Genomic DNA, 15,489 nt, shown 5'->3' with positions numbered 1-15,489 from the left:
GGCCTTGGCTCACTCCCCGGCCTTCAACCATTCAAAGCGAAGGCCCTTGGCAGTGCGGTTCGGAAACCCTTTCCAATAGGAATGCCCCTCGCCGTAGCTGCCATCTTCTGACTGCTCCCAAACACCATCATTGGAGATCGGAACAAGCTCCAGATAGCTGGCCTTGTCGGCATCTTCCTTAAGGTAGAGATCCATCCACGCACTGGCAAAGTGCTGTGAGATGTTGTTCATGCGCACATTATCCCAGACCGCATCCGTATAGTGTTCGCTCACGTTAAACCCCAGCTCCTCATCGAAGCGGTAGGCTTCTCTGGGCGCGGGCATGGGCGCACCTGCATTGTGGTTGGCATGTTCGAAGGTCAAAAGGGCACGATCGACCGCCCCCGCCTCTTCCCAGATGGTGCGGATGCCGCCCTCATATCCTGAGACATCGTCCTCGGAACCGGCCACAAACAACATGGGGATCTGGATGCCCTTGAGACCATCCACCTCCCAGAAGTCGTAGGTGCGGCCCCACGGCGCGAACGCAATGGCCGTCTTGATGCGCGTATCAATGAGCGCCTTGTGGCTCTCGCTACCAGCCCGGTGGATGCCCAGCGTGCCAAATGGCGCGCCCCAAGACAGATCGACGGCTGCTTGTGTGACCCCGCCGCCCGCCGTTATCACCGCGCCGTAACCGCCCATGGAGTAGCCAATAAGCCCGGTGCGGCTTGTGTCCACCAAACCATTCAGGAACGAACCCTTTTCGGTCGACAGACGATCAATCTCATTGAGCACAAAGACCTGATCCAGCGACCGGTTCACCAGTGTGGACCCGAACGCTGCCTTGTCCCTGTAGGTGCTGTCCTTGTGGTCGATGGAGGCCACCACATAACCTTTGGAGGCAAGGTTTTCCGCAAGTGGCGACAGCAGGAACCGATTGCCGGGATAGCCATGACTGACAAGGACCAGCGGATAGCTGCCACGCGCCGGCGCAGCGTCCCGGCGCGCACGCCCTTCAAGCGCCACCTCGGTTTTGCCATCACGCAGGTAAGCAGTCAGGGTTGTGGACCCGGAGCTGCCCTCTGCCGCCGGATACCAGACCTCGACCGTGAGGTTACGGTCATAACGCGGCAACACGTCAGGTTCGGCACCTGCCGGATCCAGCGCCAGCACATTGATCTGATCCTTGTGCATCAGGTCCAGAGTGCGCACGCCCAGCGGGTAAGGGCCATAAGCTGCAAGTTCAGGCGCATCAGGCCGCTGACTATCAATTCTGTTTTCCGCAAACACGCTCACCGGCATCACTCCCAGAACCACTGCCAGCCCCAGAACCTTCTTGAATGAGGTCATTTACCCCTCCCTAATCATCAAGCGCGCCACATGACGATCAACTTAGAGTATAAGAGGAGCTGAGCAACCACCCTGCTGGCATTTATGAGCCGATTGATGCAGGTTTTTTGAGGTCTGAGGTTCTCCCGGACAAGAAAAGAGCTGATCCGGGATCCAGCACAAAAAGCGTGAACCCTTGCGAACACGGAACCCCAAGCGCTGTGTGCTGATCAACAGGTCCTGCTGGATCCCGCACCAAGTGCGGGATGACGGTCGGGGTGGGTAGAGAGTGCGGTGGGTCTTTTGGGCACGGAGTTTCAGCGACGCGTGGTCTCATGGGCGCTGATGCGGGGTACCGGTAGTCCGTCCCCTCCTCGCGTCATCCCGGACAAGGGGAGCGATAGCGAGACGCAGATCCGGGAGCCAGCGCAAGGAGCGTGAGCAATGGCGAACACAGCACCCCAAGCGCCGTGTGCTGACCAACAGGCCCGACTGGATCCCGCATCAAGTGCGGGATGACGGACGGGGTGGGTAGAGAGTACGGGATGACGGTCGGGGTGGGTAGAGAGTGCGGTGGGCCTCATGGGCACAGAGTTTCAGCGACGTGTGGTCTCATAGGCGCTCGCGAAGAGTTGGCAGTCCGCCCTCCCCCTCCTCCGGCGTCATCCCGGACAAGGGGAGCGGTAGCGAGCCGCTGATCCGGGATCCAGCGCAAGGGGCGTGAACCTATGCGAACACAGCACCCCAAGCGCCGCGTACTGACCAACAATCCCGACTGGATCCCGCATCAAGTGCGGGATGACGGTTGGGGTGTGTGGTGAGTACGGTGGATCTCATGGGCACGGGGTTTCAGCGACGCGTGGTCTCATGGGCGCTGATGCGGGGTGCCGGTAGTCCGTTCCACCCTCGCGTCATCCCGGACAAGGGGAGCGCTAGCGAGCCGCTGATCCGGGATCCAGCACAAAAAGCGTGAGCGCATGCGAACACGGAACACCAAGCGCCGTGTGCTGGCCAACAGGTCCGGCTGGATCCCGCATCAAGTGCGGGATGACAGTGGGGGTGTGTGGTGAGTACGGAGGGTCTCTCATGGGCACTGATGCGAGGTACCGGTGGGGGTATGGGATGCGCTTGCGCCTAAAACAAATAGGCCCCGGATCTCTCCGAGGCCTTAGTCATTCACATCAGGTTAGCAGCTTATTTGCTCCACCAGTTTTCTGGCTTGAAGGTGCCGGCAGCTTGCTCGATCACCTCACCCACCTGGAACAGGGTGCCTTCATCAAACGGCTTGCCAATCAGCTGAAGACCGAGCGGCAGACCATCCTTATTGAGACCTGCTGGAATGGAGATGCCCGGAACACCTGCCATGTTTGCGGTCACGGTGAAGATGTCATTCAGGTACATGGTCACAGGATCGGTGATTTCACCCGGTGCAAACGCTGCATCTGGTGTGGTTGGCGTCAGAATTGCGTCAACGCCGTTTTCCCAAGCCAAGTCAAAGTCGCGCTTGATCAGCGTGCGCACCTTCTGGGCCTTGAGGTAGTAAGCGTCGTAGTAACCGGCAGAAAGCACATAGGTGCCGATCATCACGCGGCGCTTCACCTCATCTCCGAAACCTACCGCGCGGGTGTTTTCGTACATCTCAACGATGTCGTTGCCCGGAACGCGAAGGCCGTAGCGCACGCCGTCGTAGCGGGCAAGGTTGGAAGAAGCCTCAGCAGGTGCCACGATATAGTAGGCTGGCAGGGCGTACTTGGTGTGCGGCAAGGAGATTTCGACGATTTCTGCGCCGGCGTCCTTAAGCCATTCAATGCCCTGCTGCCACAGCTGGTCGATGACTTCCGGCATACCGTCTACACGGTACTCCTTGGGAATGCCGATCTTCATGCCCTTGATGGACTTGCCGACAAAGCTTTCATAGTCCGGCACAGGCGCGTCAACAGAGGTGGTGTCCTTTGCATCCACAGAAGCCATGGACTTCAGCAGGATCGCGTTGTCACGCACGGTTCGGCCAATCGGACCGGCCTGATCCAAAGAAGACGCAAACGCAACCATGCCCCAGCGCGAACAACGGCCATAGGTTGGCTTGATGCCCACGGTACCAGTGAGCGCGGCTGGCTGGCGAATGGAGCCACCCGTATCGGATGCGGTCGCCGCGGCACACAGGTGGGCAGCAACCGCAGACGCAGAACCGCCAGAAGAACCGCCTGGAACCAGCGCAGTGTCAGAGCCCTTCCGACGCCAAGGGTTGACCACGTTGCCGTAGAACGATGTTTCGTTGGAGGAGCCCATTGCGAACTCATCCATGTTCAGCTTGCCAAGCATGACAGCGCCGTCGTTCCAAAGGTTCTGGGTGACGGTGGATTCATACTCGGGCTTGAAGCCATCCAGAATGTGAGAACAGGCCTGCGTGTGCACGCCCTTGGTGGCGTAAAGGTCCTTGATACCCAGAGGAATGCCTTCGAGCGGGCGCGCCTCACCTGCAGCAATCTTTGCGTCAGACGCTTTTGCCTGCTCGCGGGCGATGTCACCAGTAACCGTAATGTAAGCGTTGAAAGCCGCATTGGCGGTTTCGATTTCGGAAAGATACGCCTCGGTCAGTTCCGTGGCAGAGATTTCGCGGGCAGCGAGTTTTTCACGCGCCTCAGCGATAGTCAGATCGACAAGCTTTGTCATTGTCTAGTGTTCCTTGGAAAATGAGAAACAAGCGGAGATCAAGCGCGGGGCTTACTCAACAACCTTTGGCACCATGAAGAAGTTGTCTTCAGAAACAGGCGCGTTCTTGACGATGGTATCGGCATAATCGCCATCCGTCTTGCCATCACTGCGCTTCTTCATGCTCTGCTCAACAACAGAGGTCATTGGCTCAACACCATCGATGTTGACTTCATCGAGCTGTTCAACGAACCCGAGGATCGCGTTGAGTTCTCCAGTCATCTTTTCCGCCTGGGCGTCATCCACCTTGATGCGGGCCAGCCGTGCCACACGCTTTACCGTGTTCAAATCAACAGACATGCGCTTCTCCAACTCATCTCGGCACCTGCCGAGGTCAATTTATTGTAGTCAGCTATAAACAGGCCACGCCTTGGTTTTCAATGCGCCGCAGCGGGTCATCCTCTGCCATGGCCACTTTACGAGACTGACTAGGACCGTTATTAGAAGACACGCAACTCGCAGCTGGCGGCTTTTTCCATGAAGACAACAATCGGGCGTCCGAAAAACAATGATCTGACCCGCAGCATTCTGAAGACGACACTTCAGGAAGTGGCTGATCACGGGTTCCACGGCGCTCGTTTGGACCGGATAGCCGCCAATGCACAGACCTCGAAGCAGGCTCTCTACCGCCGGTGGCAAAGCAAAGAGGAATTGATCAGCGAGGCGGTGCGCTATGGGTTTTCAAGAATTCCCGTTGAACCGCCCGGCTCAGGGTCGCTATCCAGTGATCTGATCAGTGTTTCAGGCCACTTTCAGGAGGCGCTCGTGTCCTCCCCCCTCGGCAAGGCCTATCTCGCACTCTTGACCGAACCCACCACAGCAGAGGATGCAAGACTGATTGAAGGAGAACAACGCACGTTCTTTCGTCAGATGTTCGTCTATGCCGGGAATACAGCGGGCATGGAAGAAAAGATCGACCTCATTCTGGCGCAACTGCTCTACCGTTGCCTGTTTCAGCGCTCACCACTGGGCGCAATTGCCCTGAAAAACCTGATCACATCCACCGTGAAAGACATGTGATCCAAGGTGAACAGATCTGTACACTATCCATTTAAAGTCATCAAGCATCTGAAGTAAAACAGGTATTCTTGAAAATTCAGAGGAATTCCCTTGACTTCTGACAGGGATCTCACGGCGCCTCTCAGTCGCGTGAGGTCGTTTGATTGGCGCTTTTGAACACTCCCCGCCACATTCCAAATCGTGACAGGCGCCGGTCCCAGTGGACGATAGAGATCAGCCCGGTCATGGAGCAAGAAACAATCAGTTCGAAGCCACCCCATCGCGAAGGAAGCGATCCGGGTGAGAGGAACAAGAAACATGCCGATTAACGCGACATTCAAAGCATTTGCCCTGGCCACCATGGTGGCAGTCTCCGCTCCAGCGATGGTTATGGCAGACGAAGTAACCACCTACACCCAAGAGGGTATTGCAATTAACGGCACCGACCCAGTCGCTTACTTCACTGAAGGAAAGCCGGTACAAGGTACCGCCGAGTTCACCACAACATACGATGATGTAATCTGGCAGTTCTCCAGCGCGGAAAACCTCGAGAAGTTCAAGTCTGACCCGGCCAAGTATGCACCTCAGTACGGCGGCTGGTGTGCAACCGGCATGAGTTTTGGCGTCAAGCTGCCCATCAAATCTGACCTGTGGCGCATTGTAGATGGCAAGCTGTACCTCAATGCACATGATGGTGCCATGAAGCGCTTCAATGAAAAGACCGAGGAAGTCATCGAGAACGCCAACACCAACTGGCCCAACGTGAAAGACATTCCTGCGGACGAACTCGGCTAATCGGCCCCCTCAACCCTACCCGTAAGTTGTTCGCATGAAGAAGTCGCAGAGCGCCCCCTCTGCGGCTTCTCTCGTTTTCGAAACTAGCTCATTCCGGTTGCGCATCTGAGCGCATTTCACTTCAACCAGTCCAATTGGGAATGAGACAACACGCACTCGATCAGTATCAACACGACTCAATCGCTCAACACCCAAAGGTACGACAGGCGGACAGTGGGCACGGCGACAGGATTTGTTTCGAACTTGGCAAGAGCTGTAGAACGCGCCCTAACCATAACGCTCATCTGACGGCCTTCTCGCGCGTCCGTGATGCCCTTTGATTGGCATGAGCCTGAAAAAAACCGCAGAGTATCGTTGCAAAGAAACACAGCCGAACCGGCCCGCGCAACAAGATAGAAACTGACCCTCCCCCACACAGTCACGCTCCGGGTAGAATTGAGAGGAACCGACACATGCCGATCAAGTCAACTTTCAAAGCCATCGCTCTTGCAGGTCTCATGATGACCGCGGCTCCCGCCATGACGTTTGCAGATGAGGTGACCACCTTCACGGCAGATGGTCTTGCAATCAAAGGGACCGATCCGGTTGCCTACTTCACCCAAGGCAAGCCTGTGCCGGGCAAAAAAGAGTTCTCGACAACCTATGATGACGTGACTTGGCAGTTCTACAGCGCAGAGAACCTTCAAAAATTCGAAGCCAATCCGGAAAAGTATGCCCCGCAATACGGCGGCTGGTGTGCCACGGGCGTGAGCTTCGGTTACAAGATCCCGATCATGCCTGAAAAGTGGGCCATCGTTGATGGAAAACTCTATCTCAACGCCCATGACGGTGCTCATCGCCGCTTTACCGAACGCACAGATGAAGTGATCAACAACGCCAACACCAATTGGCCAACAATCAAGGAAACACCAGCAGACGAGCTGGGTTAATCCGTTGACCTTCATCCCCATCGACGACGAAAGCCGCGGCTCTGGAGCTGCGGCTTTTTCTTTTCAAGCTCAGATGACTGCTGCACTCGCCCGACTAATTGGCGGCAAACACAGAGATACGTTGGAACCGCTCGATGGCGCTTACCAATACGTTCTGTTTGACCGGCCATGTTTCGGGGTTCTGGACTAGAAAACTCTTGCCTCTCCACTCGTGATAGACCTTCACGAAAGTGTCGTTGACCTTGGCAAAATGAAACAGGGCCACTTCCCCCGTGCCTTTGCCATAAACACCGCCCTTCGGAGCATGGGGCGTATCCTGGCAAACCAGCAGAAACGTGCCTGAGCTGCCGCTCTCCGAGATCCGTTGAACCGTGGTGTTCTCCTGTCCGCAGATATCTAAGAAAGGCTGCAAGCTCATGGACAGATAGGCGTCCAGTGAAACGTCCTGATCCAGCTTGATGTAGTCGCCGCGCACGGCATAAAGCTGCGTCCAACTTTCGAACTTCTGCCCCTTGGGGATTTGCTCAAAGATGAATTCCGGGCCGTTCTGGTGACGAAAGTACTCGCTTTGACCAATAGGCTCCCCTGCCTTGATCCACATCGGCGGCGGATACGAGATGACAGCCTCATAAACCTGGATTGATTGTATAAAATCTGGTGCCTTGTCTTGCCGCTCCGCCGACAAGCTGGTTCCGGGCAACAAACCGCAGGCAATAAACCCGGCGCATATCAGCAAACTCTTCAATCTCATTGGCACCCTCACTCAAACCGCTTTCTCGTCCCAATCAGAACGAGCACCTTCGGGGCGCCATGTAGATGGGAACTCACCACACCCATAACGAGAAAAACGCCAGCTCGCGACACCCAAACACAAACTCAAACAAAAAAAGCCGCAGCTTTCGACTGCGACTTTGCAAGGCGTCAATGCGAAAAAGGCGCGTTTACTCTTTGCCGATCTCAACCGTTTCACCCGGCTTGAGGTCGGCAATGCGGAAGCCGTTGGTGCCCATGGTCTCAATGAAATGATCCGCACTTTGATCAAGAATTGGGAAGGTCTTGTAGTGACAAGGCACGATGGTCTTGAAGTTGAAATAGCGCTTGCAGGCCATGGCTGCCGTTTCCGCGCCCATGGTGAAGCGATCGCCGATTGGAACGATCCCCACCTCAGGCTGATAGATTTCATGGATCAAGGCCATGTCGCTGAAGATATCCGTATCCCCCATGTGAAGCAGGGTGGGTTCACCTTCCGCAATAACCACAATGCCATTGGGATTTCCCATGTAGGTCTGGCCGTCTCCGGCCTGCGCGGTGGAGGAGGAATGCTGCGCCTGGGTGAGTGCGACCTTGAAAGGCCCCACATCAACACAGCCACCTGAACCCATCGGATTGATGTTCTCAATACCCCTAGACTGCGCCCACATGCAGATTTCGAAGTTCGACGTCAACTGAGCGCCGGTTTCTTTCAAGATATGTAGGGCGTCTCCCACATGATCGTCATGCCCATGGGTGAGCAGCACATGGGTAACCCTTTCACTCACCGAGGCGACTGTTGCATCCTCAGGAAAGGTTGGATTGCCAGTGAAAAAGGGATCAATGAGAATTTTTGCGTCTTTAATTTCAACAGTAAAAGCCGAATGGCTCCAATAAGTCAGCTTCATGCCTAGCTCTCCCAATCGCGCACCAAGGAGGCCTCTCCCGACGATGCCTAATGCCGATCTTCCGTTGACGTAACATGATCAACGTCCCAACGTATACCTGAAGAGCTTTCTGTCTTTAAGTACTCATTGATCGCGGAGAAGGGTTTCGATCCGAAAAAGCCCCGATAGGCCGACAAAGGCGACGGATGTGCACCTTTCAGAACCAGATTCTTGGTTGGATCAACCATCTTTGCCTTCTTTTGCGCGTGCGCGCCCCATAGCAAATAGGCAATTCCCTCTCGCTGCACTGCCAACGCGTTCAGCGCGGCGCTGGTGAAGGTCTCCCATCCCTTCTTGGCGTGCGAACCGGCCTTGCCTTCTTCAACGCTCAAACTGGTGTTGAGCAACAGTACGCCCTGCTCCGCCCAAGCCTGCAAGCAACCGTGAGAAGGCACCGGAATGCCCTCATCCGCCTCAAGCTCCTTGAAGATGTTGCGCAACGAGGGCGGAAACCTGACGCCCTTTTCGACCGAGAAACTCAAGCCATGGGCCTGCCCCGGCCCGTGGTAGGGGTCCTGCCCCACAAGCACGACCTTTACCTTGGAGAACGGTGTTGCATTGAACGCTGCAAAACGCGTGTGCTTGGGCGGGTAGATGGTCTTGCCCGCTGCCTCCTCAGCTTCCAGGAAAGCTGCCAGCTTCTTGAAATAGGGCTGCTCGAACTCAGCCGCCAAGATGTTGCGCCATTCCGGTTCCAGATCCAACGGGCCCATGCCACGCCTCCAAGCTTTGCACTACCAGACTGCTTGAGACCACGCCCACGGCAAGGACGCCAGAGGGTTTGCCCGAAACACATGAGGTTTCCACTTTAAATCTGTTCATCTGAAGCGTGGCAATTGCGCAAGAACCGTGCTACAGCGCGCAAATGAGCACGAATACACCAGTTCTTTCCCTTGAAGAGTTTCAAGAGGTTCTCCCTCCCCAAGGTCGCCTGATCGGGCTTGATCTGGGCACGAAAACCATCGGCCTTGCCATGTCCGACATCGGCCGCAAGATTGCCACGCCCCTTGAAACCATCAAGCGCAAAAAATTCACGCTAGACACAGACCGCCTGTTGGAACTGTGCCAAATCCATGAAGTGATTGGCCTGGTTCTGGGCCTCCCGCTCAACATGGACGGCACAGAGGGCCCTCGCGTACAGTCCACCAAGGCGTTTGCCCGCAATCTGGCCCAGCGCACCGAACTGCCCATGGCGTTCTGGGATGAGCGCCTATCAACGGCAGCTGTCACACGCACCCTTATCGACGCCGATCGCTCCCGCGCCCGACGTGCCGAGCTGGTCGACAAGATGGCCGCAAGTTACATTCTGCAGGGGCTCCTCGACCGCCTTCAGCTGGGTGGTACAAGCTTCTTCGACTGACCCGCCACGACGCCGTTATCCGGCATCAACGAAAACGAGTAGCTCCATGCACACCGTGCTCATGGCCTTAACGCCAGTCCTCATGCTGATCGCAACCGGTTGGGCCATTGCCAACTACAAGATGATCAGCGCAGATGGATGGCGGCCCATGGAAACGCTGTGCTACTGGCTGCTGTTTCCTGCGGTGCTTTTTACCAGCGTGTCGGATGCCGATTTCGCCAGCCTGGATCTTGGAAGCTATGCCATCGGCCTCTATGGCACGCTGGCTCTGCTGTGTGTCATTCTTGTCCCCACGGGCGTGCTGTTGAGGCACCAGCTTGAGGTATCCGGCCCTGCGTTCAGTTCCATCTTTCAAGGAACAACACGGTGGAACGCCTTCATTGCACTAGCCATTGTATCCAATATTCTGGCGGATGAAGGCTGGACGCTGATCGCCATCACAATGGCGCTGCTTATTCCGGTGATGAACGTGCTCAGCATCACCATGATGACCTTCTACGCTTCCTCCAATGCTCTTTCCATCAAGTCACTGGTGATGGGCATCGTGAAAAACCCCTTCATCATCTCCATTGGAGCGGGTTTGATCGTCAACGTTACTGGCCTCGACCTGCCCGGCTTTATCGAAGACTATGCAGAGTTTCTGGGCCGCGCCGCTCTGCCTCTGGCGATCTTGAGCGTTGGCGCAGCAATTGACATGAAGTCCCTTCGCAAACCGGGGCCACGTCTTCTCATTGGCTGCCTATTACGCCTTGTCGTCGCGCCTGCTATCGCACTTGCCGTTGCAACCCTACTGGGCCTTGGATCCAGTGCGACCATAGCACTTGTGATTGCATTCGCGGTCCCAACGGCGGCGGCAAGCTATGTGCTCGCGCGCCAAATGGGAGGCGATGCCACGTTGATGGCAGAACTACTGGCCCTTCAAACCCTTGCCTCAGCCGTCACTGTTCCGCTGTGGCTCTTGTTGTTGGTTTGAGCCCTGGTCAGGCGACCACGTAGAGCCAGTCCACGATGCTGCGCGCGTCGTGGCGCGCATCAAGCATCCCATAGCTGGAGCGCCATTGTCCGGCAAGACGGCTGTCCATAAAGGCATCGGAGATGAAACTGGGGGCCGCTTCTCGCAGCGCGGCGGCGGCGGCCGTAAGTGCCAGCTGCTCGGTAAGAATGCGGGCACTGCCCGGATCGTCAATGCACGTGCGAGCGGCAGCCTGAAGCACCTCAACAGATACCTTTCCTGCCTGACCAAGCCGCCCTTCCAGATGATCCAGAACAGCCAGGAACCCGCTAGAATTCTTGGTCATGACACGCATCAGGTCGAGGGCCATCACATTGCCTGAACCTTCCCAGATGCTGTTCACAGGTGCTTCGCGATAGAACCGCGCCAGATCATGCTCCTCCACATAACCATTTCCGCCTAGGCATTCCATCGCCTCGCCGGTGACCACATTTGCTGTCTTGCAGACCCAGTACTTTGCCACCGGTGTGATGACGCGCAGGTAGTCACGCTCCAACTCGTTTTCCGGGGCCGCATCAAAGGCGCGAGCAAGCCGGAAGGCAAGCGCAGAAGCGGCGGCTACATCCAGTGCCATATCTGCCAGAACACGGTTCATGACCGGCTGATCAAACAGCGCCTTTCCAAAGGCCTGCCGATGCCGCGTGTGATGCACCGCCCGCGCCACTGCACCGCGCATCACACCAGCAGACCCCAAGGCACAATCTAAACGTGTCGGATTCACCATGGACAGAATGGTCTTGATGCCCTGCCCTTCCTCACCCAGCAGGAAACCATGCGCATCTTCAAACTCCACCTCAGAGGAGGCATTTGACAGATTTCCCATCTTGTTTTTCAGGCGAATGAGGTTCAGGCCGTTGACACTGCCGCCCTCCAGAACCCGCGGAACGAGGAAACAACTTGGCCCTGCCTCTGTGCGCGCCAGCACCAGAAAGGCATCAGACATGGGGGCAGAAAAAAACCACTTGTGGCCGTTTATGAGGTATTCCCCCTCACCAACCCTTTCCGCCGTGGTGACGATCTGGCGGAGATCTGTCCCACCTTGTTTTTCGGTCAGCCCCATTCCGAGGCTGACGCTGTTTTTTTGGGAGGCGGCGCGGAACCTCTGGTCATAGGTCCGCGAGGCAATCAAACTCTGCCATTTCTCGGCGATCTCAGGATTGTGTTGCAACGCCATCCCGGCCGCATTGGTCATGGTGATCGGACACAGGTGCCCCATTTCCACCTGAGACATCATGTAGTATCGCCGCGCCCGATTGAAGTGAGCGTTTTTTGCCCCCGGCTGGAGCGCGTCAACGGACGCACAATGCAAGCCTGCTGCAAACGAGCGCCGCATCAATGCGTGATAGGACGGGTGAAACTCGACGATATCCAACCGGCGTCCATAGGCATCATGGGTCTTGAGCTCTGGTTTGTGGACATTGGCCATGCGCCCCAGATCCAGCGCATCAGCCGCGCCGCATTGCGCGCCCATCTTGATGAGATCGGTGCGAACGGAATCAGAATCCGGCGCGTGTCCCAGAGAAGAGAAAACAAGCGGATCGCTCTCGCAAAGATTGTAGCCGAAGTAAGGAGGGGCTTGGTTCAAAACCGGTTGTCCAGCCCCATTGCTATTAGTCTTTGGCATAATACCGGCCCTCCTCCCTGCAAAGTTTCCGCTGGTTAATCAACGACATCACAACCTTTACCTGCAACTGCAAAAATATACTAGCGGTATTGCCTCTTTACGGTTGACCTCCATGAGCATATAGGGGTGTCTTCGATGACTACACACACAGCACATCGATCCACATCCTTTCCTCACCGGCACCTCCTCGGCATCGAGGGGTTGCAACCGCCGGAAATTCTCCATCTTTTAGATCTTGCAGACGAAGCAGTTGAAGTCTCTAGACAGGTAGAGAAGCAGAAGGCGGTCCTGCGTGGCCGGACACAAATCAACCTCTTCTTCGAGGCATCCACTCGCACCCAGGCTTCCTTCGAAATCGCAGGAAAACGCCTCGGCGCGGATGTGATGAATATGTCTGTCGCAACGTCCTCTGTCAAAAAAGGCGAGACGCTGATCGACACAGCCGCCACCCTTCATGCCATGCGCCCGGACCTTCTGGTGGTGCGACACCAGTCTGCCGGGGCGGTGCAGCTGCTGGCCCGCAAGGTTGGCTGCTCGGTGGTCAATGCGGGCGATGGCCAACATGAGCATCCAACCCAGGCACTTCTGGATGCGCTGACCATCCGTCGCCACAAAGGCGATATTGGCGGATTGACTGTTGCCATCTGCGGCGACATTCGTCACTCCCGAGTTGCTCGCTCCAACATCATTCTTCTCAATGCACTGGGTGCGCGAGTGCGCGTCGTAGCACCATCAACCCTCCTGCCCTCCGGTATCCATAACATGGGCGTTGAAGTCTTCACCGACATGCGCAAAGGCCTTGAAGGCTGTGACATCGTCATGATGCTGCGCCTCCAGAGAGAACGCATGAGCGGTGCGTTTGTGCCATCGGTCCGTGAGTATTTTAAATATCACGGCCTCGACAAGGAAAAGCTGAGCTTTGCCAAGCCAGATGCCCTTGTCATGCATCCCGGCCCCATGAACCGTGGTGTTGAGATTGCAGCAGAAGTTGCGGACGGGCCTCAGAGCCTGATTAAAGAACAGGTCGAAATGGGCGTTGCCATCCGCATGGCGGTACTTGAAGCCCTGGCGACACACCTGCCGACCAAGTGAGGAGCTGAGCATGGCTGAAAAGAACAATCCGCTCGTTCTGACCAACGCGCGGGTGATTGATCCTGCCTTGGGACTGGATGAAGCCGGTTCCGTACTCGTGCAGGACGGCAAGATTGTTGCAGTAGGCGCTGCAGCAAACAACCAAGGCGCACCTGAAGGTGCGGTGAAGATGGACTGCGGCGGCGCCATTGTCGCTCCGGGCCTCATCGACATGGGCGTTACTGTGGGCGAACCGGGAGCAGAGCACCGGGAAACCCTTGAAAGCGCAAGCCAAGCAGCCGCTGCTGGTGGCGTGACCACCATGATCACCAGCCCGGACTGTGATCCCATCATTGATGACCCGGCGCTGGTAGACTTCATCCTGCGCCGCGCCCGCCACACCGCCATCGTGAATGTCCATCCGATGGCAGCGCTGACCAAAGCCCTTGAAGGCAGGGAAATGAGTGAGCTTGGCCTGCTGAAGGAAGCAGGTGCCGTTGCCTTTACCAACGCCACCATTCCAGTCTCCAACTCGCAGGTGTTCGCGCGCATTCTCACCTATGCCCGCGACTTTGATGCCCTTGTGGTGCATCAGGCCAAGGACAAGGATCTGGCAGGCTCAGGCGTCATGAACTCGGGCCTGCGTGCCACGTGGCTGGGTTTGGGCGGCGTGCCGCGTGAAGCGGAGTTCATCGCCATTGAGCGGGACATGCGACTGGTCGCCATGACCAAGGGCAAGTATCACGCCCGTCTTATCTCCTGTCCGCAAAGTGCACGCGCCATTCAGATCGCCAAGAATGACGGCCTGAATGTAACGGCTGGCATTTCCATCAATCATCTGACGCTCAATGAAAACGACATTGCGAACTACCGCACGTTCCACAAGATGTCGCCGCCCCTGCGCACGGAAGATGACCGACTGGAAATGGTGAAAGCTCTGGCTGATGGCACCATTGACATCATTATGTCAGACCACAACCCGCAGGATGTGGAAACCAAGCGTCATCCGTTTGCCGAATCTGAAGACGGTGCGCTAGGGCTTGAAACCATGCTGGGAGCTGGAATGCGCCTCGTCCATAGCGGCGATGTGCCTCTCATGAAGCTTCTGGCGGCCATGACCTGCAATCCAGCAGATCGTCTTGGGCTCGAAGCTGGCCGTCTGTCGAAGGGTGCCCCTGCCGACCTGATCGTGTTCGATCCGGAACGGCCTTGGATTGTAGAGAAAGAAAAAATCCGCTCTCGTTCCAAGAACACACCGTTTGAAGACGAGACGTTGCAGGGCCGTGTTCTGACAACTCTGGTGGCGGGTCGCATTCTGTATAATATTGCAGCTTAACGCGCCACAACGGAGACCGAAGACGTGCCAGATCCAATCAGCTGGTCTTACTCACTGCCATACTACATGATTGCTCTGGCAATCGGGTACATTCTTGGCTCCATTCCATTCGGTCTCCTGATCACAAAGGCAGCCGGTCTGGGCGACATTCGCCAGATCGGCTCCGGCAACATTGGCACCACCAATGTGCTACGCACCGGCAAGAAGAGCCTCGCAGCCCTCACCTTGTTGTGTGATGCGCTCAAAGGCACCCTTGCTGTTGTCATCGCCTACATCTGGCTGGGCAATGACGCCGCCATGATTGCGGGCCTTGGGGCCTTCCTCGGTCACCTGTTTCCTGTCTGGCTGAAGTTCAAAGGCGGCAAAGGCGTTGCAACATACATTGGCATTCTGCTCGGCCTGAACTGGCCTTTCGCGCTGGTCTTCATGGTGATTTGGTTGCTTGTGGCCTTCATCACCAAATACTCTTCACTGTCAGCACTGGTTTCGTCTCTTCTGATCCCGTTTGTTCTTGTTGTATTTGACCAATGGCAACTCGCAGAAATCACGGGTTTGCTTGGTGTCATGCTCTGGCTAAAACATCACGAGAACATTTCTCGTCTTCTTAAGGGCACAGAAGGCAAAATCGGATCGAAGGGATAGT

15 protein-coding genes are annotated in these 15,489 nt (G+C 56.4%); 8 read left to right on the top strand and 7 right to left on the bottom strand.

Annotated features, from left to right (window positions below; genetic code table 11):
- Window positions 1–9: 9 nt before the first annotated feature.
- From PUV47_RS12375 to gatC, 3 genes are all read right to left on the bottom strand, one after another.
- Entirely contained in the window at window positions 10–1,332 is a 1,323-nt protein-coding gene (locus PUV47_RS12375) for an alpha/beta hydrolase family protein (protein ID WP_274218866.1), read from the bottom strand.
- A gap of 1,173 nt (window positions 1,333–2,505) precedes the next feature.
- Window positions 2,506–3,984 carry an Asp-tRNA(Asn)/Glu-tRNA(Gln) amidotransferase subunit GatA gene (gene gatA, locus PUV47_RS12370; RefSeq protein ID WP_274218865.1) on the bottom strand — a complete coding sequence of 493 codons (1,479 nt, stop codon included), beginning with the start codon at window positions 3,982–3,984 and terminating at the stop codon, window positions 2,506–2,508.
- Between the two features lie 51 nt (window positions 3,985–4,035).
- Window positions 4,036–4,323: an Asp-tRNA(Asn)/Glu-tRNA(Gln) amidotransferase subunit GatC gene (gene gatC / locus PUV47_RS12365; protein ID WP_274218864.1), complete on the bottom strand. Its 288-nt coding sequence runs from the start codon at window positions 4,321–4,323 to the stop codon at window positions 4,036–4,038.
- A gap of 177 nt (window positions 4,324–4,500) precedes the next feature.
- Here gatC and PUV47_RS12360 point away from each other — a divergent pair, with 177 nt between their 5' ends.
- From PUV47_RS12360 to PUV47_RS12350, 3 genes are all read left to right on the top strand, one after another.
- Window positions 4,501–5,043, top strand: a complete 543-nt coding sequence (locus tag PUV47_RS12360) for a TetR/AcrR family transcriptional regulator (RefSeq protein WP_274218863.1) — start codon at window positions 4,501–4,503, stop codon at window positions 5,041–5,043.
- 297 nt (window positions 5,044–5,340) lie between these two features.
- On the top strand, window positions 5,341–5,817 hold the full coding sequence (locus PUV47_RS12355) for a YHS domain-containing (seleno)protein (protein WP_274218862.1): 477 nt from the start codon (window positions 5,341–5,343) through the stop codon (window positions 5,815–5,817).
- Window positions 5,818–6,269: 452 nt separating this feature from the next.
- Window positions 6,270–6,746 carry a YHS domain-containing (seleno)protein gene (locus tag PUV47_RS12350; RefSeq protein ID WP_274218861.1) on the top strand — a complete coding sequence of 159 codons (477 nt, stop codon included), beginning with the start codon at window positions 6,270–6,272 and terminating at the stop codon, window positions 6,744–6,746.
- A 94-nt stretch (window positions 6,747–6,840) separates the two neighbouring features.
- On the opposite strand, the gene PUV47_RS12345 is transcribed toward PUV47_RS12350, so the two are convergent.
- The 3 genes from PUV47_RS12345 to ung all read right to left on the bottom strand — a co-directional run bounded on the left by PUV47_RS12345 (window position 6,841) and on the right by ung (window position 9,156).
- The gene (locus tag PUV47_RS12345; RefSeq protein WP_274218860.1) at window positions 6,841–7,497 is read right to left on the bottom strand and encodes a hypothetical protein; all 657 of its coding nucleotides are present in this window, start codon (window positions 7,495–7,497) and stop codon (window positions 6,841–6,843) included.
- Between the two features lie 190 nt (window positions 7,498–7,687).
- Window positions 7,688–8,404: a metal-dependent hydrolase gene (locus PUV47_RS12340; RefSeq protein WP_274218859.1), complete on the bottom strand. Its 717-nt coding sequence runs from the start codon at window positions 8,402–8,404 to the stop codon at window positions 7,688–7,690.
- A gap of 47 nt (window positions 8,405–8,451) precedes the next feature.
- On the bottom strand, window positions 8,452–9,156 hold the full coding sequence (ung, locus tag PUV47_RS12335) for a uracil-DNA glycosylase (RefSeq protein ID WP_274218858.1): 705 nt from the start codon (window positions 9,154–9,156) through the stop codon (window positions 8,452–8,454).
- A 152-nt stretch (window positions 9,157–9,308) separates the two neighbouring features.
- On the opposite strand from ung, the gene ruvX reads away from it, so the two are divergent.
- Together ruvX and PUV47_RS12325 are read left to right on the top strand one after the other, a co-directional pair.
- Complete coding sequence (gene ruvX, locus PUV47_RS12330; protein ID WP_274218857.1) at window positions 9,309–9,803, top strand: Holliday junction resolvase RuvX; 495 nt, start codon at window positions 9,309–9,311, stop codon at window positions 9,801–9,803.
- A gap of 46 nt (window positions 9,804–9,849) precedes the next feature.
- Window positions 9,850–10,776 (top strand): AEC family transporter, encoded by a 927-nt coding sequence (locus tag PUV47_RS12325; RefSeq protein ID WP_274218856.1) that lies wholly within the window; start codon window positions 9,850–9,852, stop codon window positions 10,774–10,776.
- A 7-nt stretch (window positions 10,777–10,783) separates the two neighbouring features.
- Here PUV47_RS12325 and PUV47_RS12320 read toward each other — a convergent pair whose 3' ends face one another.
- Window positions 10,784–12,439 (bottom strand): acyl-CoA dehydrogenase family protein, encoded by a 1,656-nt coding sequence (locus PUV47_RS12320; RefSeq protein ID WP_274218855.1) that lies wholly within the window; start codon window positions 12,437–12,439, stop codon window positions 10,784–10,786.
- Window positions 12,440–12,574: 135 nt separating this feature from the next.
- Between PUV47_RS12320 and PUV47_RS12315 the strand changes: the two genes are divergently transcribed.
- From PUV47_RS12315 to plsY, 3 genes are read left to right on the top strand one after another with little or no spacing between them, the layout of a single operon-like run.
- The gene (locus PUV47_RS12315; RefSeq protein WP_274218854.1) at window positions 12,575–13,531 is read left to right on the top strand and encodes an aspartate carbamoyltransferase catalytic subunit; all 957 of its coding nucleotides are present in this window, start codon (window positions 12,575–12,577) and stop codon (window positions 13,529–13,531) included.
- A 10-nt stretch (window positions 13,532–13,541) separates the two neighbouring features.
- Window positions 13,542–14,846 (top strand): dihydroorotase, encoded by a 1,305-nt coding sequence (locus PUV47_RS12310; protein ID WP_274218853.1) that lies wholly within the window; start codon window positions 13,542–13,544, stop codon window positions 14,844–14,846.
- 24 nt (window positions 14,847–14,870) lie between these two features.
- Window positions 14,871–15,488, top strand: a complete 618-nt coding sequence (gene plsY / locus PUV47_RS12305) for a glycerol-3-phosphate 1-O-acyltransferase PlsY (protein ID WP_274218852.1) — start codon at window positions 14,871–14,873, stop codon at window positions 15,486–15,488.
- Window position 15,489: the final 1 nt, after the last annotated feature.

The sequence above is a fragment of the Pseudovibrio exalbescens genome, assembly GCF_028737195.1.
GTDB lineage: Bacteria > Pseudomonadota > Alphaproteobacteria > Rhizobiales > Stappiaceae > Pseudovibrio > Pseudovibrio zosterae.
Note: the sequence above shows the minus strand (reverse complement) of the source record. Positions and strands in the feature narration are given on the sequence as shown.